We start from the raw sequence: 4,246 nt of genomic DNA on the forward strand, positions 1-4,246 counted from the left end.
CGTCAGAACGGATGGACGCAGTCCCGTGTCTGCACTTTCCGCAACCAGCACGACATCGCCGTCTACAAAAAGGACGAACGGTCGGAGCGCGGCGAGTATACATTGCAGGAAACGGCTGCGAGGCTCGGGCTGCGGCCAATGACCGTGCTGCGCATGATCCGCGCCGGCGATCTGAAGGCCGAGCAGTATTGCAAGGGTACGCCCTGGATCATCCGTCATGAAGATATCGAGCAACTCGATATCCAGCACCATTCCGGCAGCAGCGGACACAGTCCATTATCACAATCACAGGATCAGCAGATCCAGCTTTTTCAATAACATAGCGAGGTGTGCATTATGTCGTGGGATCGGTCGGCCCGGTGATGAGAAGACTGTGATGCTTGCGAACCCAGTCGCAGCCGGCGAGCGCCATGAACAGATTGCGGTCAAGACCGCGTGCGGCACGAAAGTCGGCATTCTCGATCTGTGCGTCATGGCGAAGCTTTGCAGCCCTGGCGCGGGCTTCGAAACGCTTCTGGCGGCGCATGGTAGCCTCGCGCTCGAGCAGCATGGCAAGCCATTCGCCATGCTCGAGACCGCGTGCTTCGGATTGTGCGTCGAGCTCCTGGAAGGCGGTGGCCATGCCATGAAGGCCGAGTTCGCGTAGCATGTCGACGGTGGGATGGATAAGCATTGGTGTCTCCTCAATGAAAGTAATCAGGGCCACGCAGATTGGCGTGGTCGACGATGGCGGTGGGTTCGGTGGAGTGCCTTGCGGCCCTGTGATTGGCGATGAGCGAGGCGATGCTCTTGCAGTTCAGCCCACCGATCTTGACAGCGCGGGCTGACACGGCTTCGGCGCGATCGCGTGTGACATCGCGAAACAGGCGCAGCACACCCAGGCATGTTCGAAAGCCTTGTTCAGGATGTGGGCGGCTGGCGAGGATTGCGACAATCAAGCCTTCCGTCTCGGGCCCGACGGATGCGGCCCAGCGACGGAAACGATCCGGCGTCCACTCGGCATATCGTCGGTGGGAGCTGGGCATATGATCCGGATCAGTTCCATGACGAGGGCCGCCATAGCGGCGCTGATGGACGGCAATGCGCTTGCCGCGGTGGAAGATCTCGATGGTGCGTGCCGTTGCTCTCAGATCGACTTGCTGGCGAATGAGGCTGTGGGGCACGGAATAAAAGAAGGTCTTGAACTCGACGTGGTAATCTGTCGAGACGCGGGCCAAACGCCATTCGGCAAACTCGTAATCCTCCAGTGGAAGACTGGCCAAAGCCGGGCGCTCGACGGTCTCGAAGAGCTGCCGGCGACTGACGCCCAGCCGGCACATGACGTGGTCGTTGATGCGATCGAGCGCCTGGGCAATGGCGGCATTGGCCTCAGCCAGCGAGAAGAAAGTCTGGTTGCGCAGGCGCCCCAGAATGCAGGACTGGGCGAAACGCACTCCATTCTCCACTTTCGATTTGTCCTTCGGCCGTCGCGGCCGTGCCGGAAGAACGCCGACGCCATAGTGAGATGCCATCATACCGTAGCTGCGGTTGATCTCGGGATCGTAGAAGCTGGCACGACTGACGCCCGACTTCAGATTGTCGGGAATGACGAGTCTGGGAACGCCGTGAAAAAAACGAAACATCCGGACATGCGAGCCAATCCAGTCGGGGAGCGTTTGCGTCCAGGTGGCCTCGGCAAAGGTGTAGCTGGACGCACCCAGCACCGCCACGAAGATCTCCGCCTCGCGGATCTCACCGGTCTTGCGATCGACAATCGGGATCTTCTTGCCGGAATAATCCACGAAGACCTTGTCGCCGGCCGCATGCTCCTGGCGCATCGTCGGTGACAGTCGCTGCTTAAATCCCCGTAGAAGTTCACAAAAGCGACTGTAGCCATATCCGTCGGGATGACTTCCTCGATACTCCTCCCACAAGATGAGGAGCGTGACGCCCGGCTTCTTGAGCTCGACGGCAAGATAGGCCCAGTTCGGCTCCGTGCGCCGCCGCGTGCCCTGTTTGACGCCATTGCGAGCGAAGAGTTTGTTCTCAAGCGCGTCATCGGTCAGCTCGCCTGGCAGGGGCCAACTCAACCCGATTGCCGCGGCACGCCGCAGATTATCCTGCACCGTACTGCGCGCTATTCCCAATACGACCGCAATCTCGCGGGAGCTGGTCCCGCTTCCGGCAAGCCGAAGCATTTGTCTTAACTGTCTCATGGTCAGCCTTCTCTTTGCCGGCATCAAAATGTCCTCGTTCATCGCGAGGTAATTGATGCCAAAGTTGCTGACCCAGGAGGTAATCTTCAGTGCCGAAAACCGGCCGGTCTTTGGTTGCAATGGTGGCCGGCTTCATACCGGAATGGTGGCCGGTGTTTGATCGGAATAGCGGCCGGCTTCACGTCGGAATCCGCAATGAGCGCTCACCATCGCGTGAAATGGCTGCTCACAATCAGCGAAATGCGCAGCATTCGGCCGCCCCGCTTGGAGCGTTCTGTTTCGCCAGGCACTAGGGCTTGAAATGCGTCCCAGTGTTGCGACGCGCCTCGCAGCGCCGTACAACCGGGAGAGTTCGCGACAGAGACTTGGCCATAGAGCCCAACGCCATATCGGGCGCGTCAGGGGTCTCCTTTGCTGTCCTTTTGCGTGTTCCGCGGTCTCAGACTGTGAGGCTCACGTTGTAGTCGGTCAGGAAATCCTGAAGAGTCAGGATATGCTCCACCCACCTGGTGTTGTCGGTCGTGTTGAGCAACGCGCGGGAGCCATCGACGGACAGCAGTGGTGCCACTGCCGCGCTGCGGTCATTCAGGAGCGCGGCGAACCGGGCGCGCAGCATTCTGTCGTAGGTCGGATCCTGGATAGCCGGGTACCCGCTCTTGACGCGCTGCACCACGGACTGCGGCAGTAGGTCCGCGGTCGCGGCCCGCAGGAGGCTCTTCTCGCGCCTGTCAAAAGTCTTGTGCGACCATGGGGCGCCGAACACGTACTCAACGAGGCGGTGGTCGCAGTAGGGAACCCGCACCTCGAGACCCCACGCCATGCTCATCCGGTCCTTGCGGTCGAGCAACCTCGGGAGGAAACGCGTGAGAGAGAGGTAGCAGACCTCTCGCATGCGACGCTCGTGCGGATCGGCCGAGGTCGGCCCGGTCAGGGCGGGTACTTCCGAAAGTGCCCTGCGGTACTGCTCGTCGAGGTAGCCAGGGAGGTCGAGTTTCTCGAGGAGGCCTGGGTCTAGGTACTGCCGGCGGATATCGACGTCCAACCAGGGAAACGTGTCGGCCTGAACGCGCGCGGCATCGTGGAAGTACGAGTAGCCGCCGAAAATCTCGTCGGCCGACTCCCCGGACAGCACCAACGTCGAGTGTTGCCGGATCGCCCGGAACAGCAGATAGAGCGAGCTGTCTTTGTCGCCCAAAGTGAACGGTAGGTCACGGGCGTGGAGTGTGCTGGCCCGCACGTCAGGGTCCATGAGCTCGTCCGCGGACAATGTGATGTCCGTGTGGTCGGTAGCAATGAACTTCGCAACCTCCTGCACGTACGGCCCGTCGGGTGTGGTGCGCCTCGGGTGGGCGGTAAAGTTCTCCGTGTAGCCGACGAAGTCGACGGCGAAGGACCGGATCCGTTCGCCGCTAAAGCGCGCCGCGAGTGCGGTCAAAGCCGAGGAGTCAAGCCCGCCCGACAAGAGCGTGCCCAGCGGCACGTCGGCGATGAGCTGGCGCTGGATCGTATCCTCGAGCAGCTCGCGGACGCGTCGAACGGTGGTAGGCACGTCGTCGGTATGGCCGCTGTCGGTGATCTGCCAGTAGGTCATCTGCTGGATGCCGTCGCGGGTCACGCGGACGATGTGGCCGGGCCGTACCTCACGCATACCGCGGAACACGGTATTATGCGGGTCGGCGGTGAAACTTAAGGTGCGCCGAAGCCCGTCGGCGTCCATGACCCGCTCTGCGAGATCATTGGCGAGGATCGCCTTTGGCTCGGAGCCGAACAACACTCCATGCTGGGTGGGATAGTAGTAAAGCGGCTTGATGCCGAGCCGGTCGCGTACGAGAAGCAGTTCGCGCTTGGCGGTGTCCCAGAGTGCGTAGGCGAACATCCCGTTGAGTTCGCTCACCGCGGTGCAGGGGTCGCGGCGGCCCCACTCCCGGTGGGCGTGCAGCACCACCTCGGTGTCACTGCTGCGGATGAAGGAGCGGTCGCAATGAGCATCGCCTCTTCTTCCGCAAGCCAACCGGGCACTTTCTCAGTTGCTCGCCGCGCTTCCCAAAAGG

General features: G+C 61.5%; 3 protein-coding genes and 1 pseudogene. 1 reads left to right on the plus strand and 3 read right to left on the minus strand.

Annotated elements, in window-relative coordinates:
* The coding region (locus tag F3H98_RS30670; RefSeq protein WP_149764756.1) for a helix-turn-helix domain-containing protein at window positions 1-318 on the plus strand (318 nt) is incomplete at its 5' end.
* A gap of 34 nt (window positions 319-352) precedes the next feature.
* Here the strand turns inward: F3H98_RS30670 and F3H98_RS30675 are convergent.
* The 3 genes and pseudogenes from F3H98_RS30675 to asnB all read right to left on the minus strand — a co-directional run.
* Window positions 353-673, minus strand: a pseudogene (locus F3H98_RS30675) (ATP-binding protein); the annotation flags it as partial.
* A 10-nt stretch (window positions 674-683) separates the two neighbouring features.
* On the minus strand, window positions 684-2,195 hold the full coding sequence (gene istA / locus F3H98_RS30680; protein WP_149764762.1) for an IS21 family transposase: 1,512 nt from the start codon (window positions 2,193-2,195) through the stop codon (window positions 684-686).
* A gap of 439 nt (window positions 2,196-2,634) precedes the next feature.
* Window positions 2,635-4,206, minus strand: a complete 1,572-nt coding sequence (gene asnB / locus F3H98_RS30690) for an asparagine synthase (glutamine-hydrolyzing) (RefSeq protein WP_149764760.1) — start codon at window positions 4,204-4,206, stop codon at window positions 2,635-2,637.
* Window positions 4,207-4,246: the final 40 nt, after the last annotated feature.

Origin of the sequence: Neomesorhizobium albiziae (assembly GCF_900114255.1) — a bacterium.
Lineage (GTDB): Bacteria > Pseudomonadota > Alphaproteobacteria > Rhizobiales > Rhizobiaceae > Neomesorhizobium > Neomesorhizobium albiziae.

Coding starts and splice junctions, on each gene's coding strand:
- istA (WP_149764762.1), bottom strand. CDS start 2,195: ATGAGACAGTTAAGACAAATGCTTCGGCTTGCCGGAAGCGGGACCAGC.